Here is a 2,622-nt window from a genome sequence, read left to right as displayed (position 1 = left end):
TCGCTCTGATGCTCACTTATTGAATAAGCTCCGCTTCTCACTCGTCGTCTCCTAGCACTACTCGTTCCTAACGTTTTTCAGCTCAATTAACTATTGCTATTGAACTTTTTATCAATTATACAGATTTGATTCTGAACTATTGATAAATTAACTTAGTAGCTTAAATTAACTTTAGATAACTAATTATTTTTCAGAAATTCAATACCTTGAATTTCTTCCTTAACTCTCAACTATCCATTCTTAATTCTCAACTAAATAAGTTGTCATTCTATAAAGAATATTGATTGTTTTTGCCAACTGGCTTTATTATATATTACTTTACTTACTTATGTGCAATTTTCAAAGAACTTACCGCCTCTATCTTGGCGACAAATAGTATTATATAAATATACTTACTAATTGTCAATATGCTTTTTAAATTTTTTAGAGATTTTTTTGTATATTTTCTTCAAAAGCTATCTATTAACTTTTTTGTATATATTCTCTTAATTTTTGCTTATAGTATTCTACTTTATAAGTTTATACTTTTGGTATCTGCTATTAGGTCTATTGGGTAATGTATAAGTTATAATATTAACTTTTAGTAATCTATTAATTGCTCTTTTTAAATTACCATTTATAATTCCATATCCTAATGCTTCAATTATTTCCTTTTTAGACATCTCCTTCTCATCTAATAATTCAAGTATTCTCTTTTCAGTATCATTTATATAGAGCTCTTTAAATCTATCTTGGGCCTCATCTTGCACCCTGTCTTGGGCCCTCCCCTCCAAGAAACAAGAATTTATAGGTAATCTAACTAAAAAGTAAGTTCTTTCTTCATCAGTTTCAAATATAGGTTTAGGTGAATTGTTCTTTTCCATACACTCAATGATTTTAAATAAACCTGTTGCTCTTCCATCTGCAAACTTCATAGCTTTAAGGAATTCTCCCAACCTCCTATTTCTATATCTTCTAGCTATTACTTTTCCTTTATTAATATCCTCAATCTTTATTGATTTATCCGCTCCTGGATAACTTATTATAGCTATCTCTTCTTTCTCTATTCTAACTTCTATAGGATTATTATCCAAGTAATCTCTATGGTACACAGCATTAACTAAAGCTTCTTTAATAGCTTCATCTGGATAATTAAACCTCTTTAGTTCATTGCCTTCCTCATTTAATTTAATAACCTTTTCCTTTATAACTGAATTTCTAATATAAATTAGCACCCCCAATAACTGAGTATATATTGATCCCGTAAAAATTTGCTCTGAGAAATTTTTTCCTTCAGAAACATCATTAAAATTCACAACCTCAATTTGACAACTTGGAAAAAATCTTTCAGGGGTATCACTAAACATTAATAAACCTATATTTTTAACCTTCACTTCCTCATTAAATATTTCTAGTACATTCATCTCACCTAACAAATTTTCTATAGGCTGCTTTCCAACTTGCCAATATAGCTCATTTTCCGAAGATCTAAAATACTCTTTTATTAAATCTAACTTTAAATCTCCAATATCAGCATAGTTATTCACTCTATCATCAAAAGGAACATTTTCTCTTTCTTCGTAAAAATTATTTAATATCTTCGCTTCTGCTTTAAAATTTCTAGCTAAACTTACTAAGTTGTCTTTTTCTTCTATAGCAAACCCACCCTGATCCTTTATAATTCCATAATAACATCTTATAGAATCATCTATAATTCTGCTAATTCTGATATTAACATTTGGATGCATCATTCTCATCTCAGTAACCATATTAACCGTTGATTTTCTAAGTCTAACATTTTTAGTAACATCATATTCTTCATTTTCTGTAGATATATTTAGACTGTTAATAATACCTCTCTTCTTTACTTCTTCTTTAGAAACCTTGGAATTACTATTAACTTTTTCTTCTACCGGTTGAGGAACCTTCTTCTCAAACTCTTTTAACTCCTTTTCACTATTATCAAAAAAGAATTCATCTATAAACACACCTTCAACTTCATCAGTATCATACCAATGTGATTCACTTAAAATATCATCATCATCATTCCCAATCATTTCTTTAATAGCTTTCTTCTTACCCATAACCACCCTCCCACAACTTCTTCTCTATATACTATGACTCCAAATCTAAAAGAGTTTCTATATTTCTGATGTTCTGATGTTCTGCACTTCTGATTTTCTGATCTTCTGATGTTCTGCACTTCTGCACTGTAGAGACTTCTCCTCAAGTCTCATCAAATTCCTTTTAACTTCTGCACTGTAGGAGCTTCTTCTCAAGCTCCATTATATTCCTATCTACTTATTCCTTTCACTAAAAATGATTAGACTGACGCTGAGAAGAGCGTCTACCGAATAGATGTGTAGAGACTTCTCCTCAAGTCTCATAAAATTCCTTCTCACCTCTATCCTGTAGGAGCGTCCCTCAGCTCCATCAAATTCCTTTTAACTTCTATCCTGTAGGAGCGCTTCTCAGCCTTTATTAAATTCCTTTCACCAACTAATTAGACTTCTATTAAAAAATACGACAAAAAAGGTTACTAGATAAATCTAGTAACCTTTAACATTATCTCAAAATTAAACAGAGGAAAACGTAAATCTCTTCAATCATATTGACTGAATATTTATACTTAAATTCTACTAA

Annotated in this window: 1 protein-coding gene; it reads right to left on the bottom strand. The window is 30.2% G+C overall.

Features of this window, described 5'->3' with window-relative positions; all coding sequences use genetic code 11:
• Window positions 1-506: 506 nt before the first annotated feature.
• Window positions 507-2,063: an ATP-binding protein gene (locus B3N22_RS23560; protein ID WP_286911119.1), complete on the bottom strand. Its 1,557-nt coding sequence runs from the start codon at window positions 2,061-2,063 to the stop codon at window positions 507-509.
• Between the last annotated feature and the right edge of the window lie 559 nt (window positions 2,064-2,622).

It is taken from the genome of Clostridium sp. UBA1652, assembly GCF_002320975.1.
Classification (GTDB): domain Bacteria; phylum Bacillota; class Clostridia; order Clostridiales; family Clostridiaceae; genus Clostridium_T; species Clostridium_T intestinale.
The sequence above is the reverse complement of the archived record's forward strand: the minus strand, read 5'-3'. Positions and strand labels throughout refer to the sequence as shown.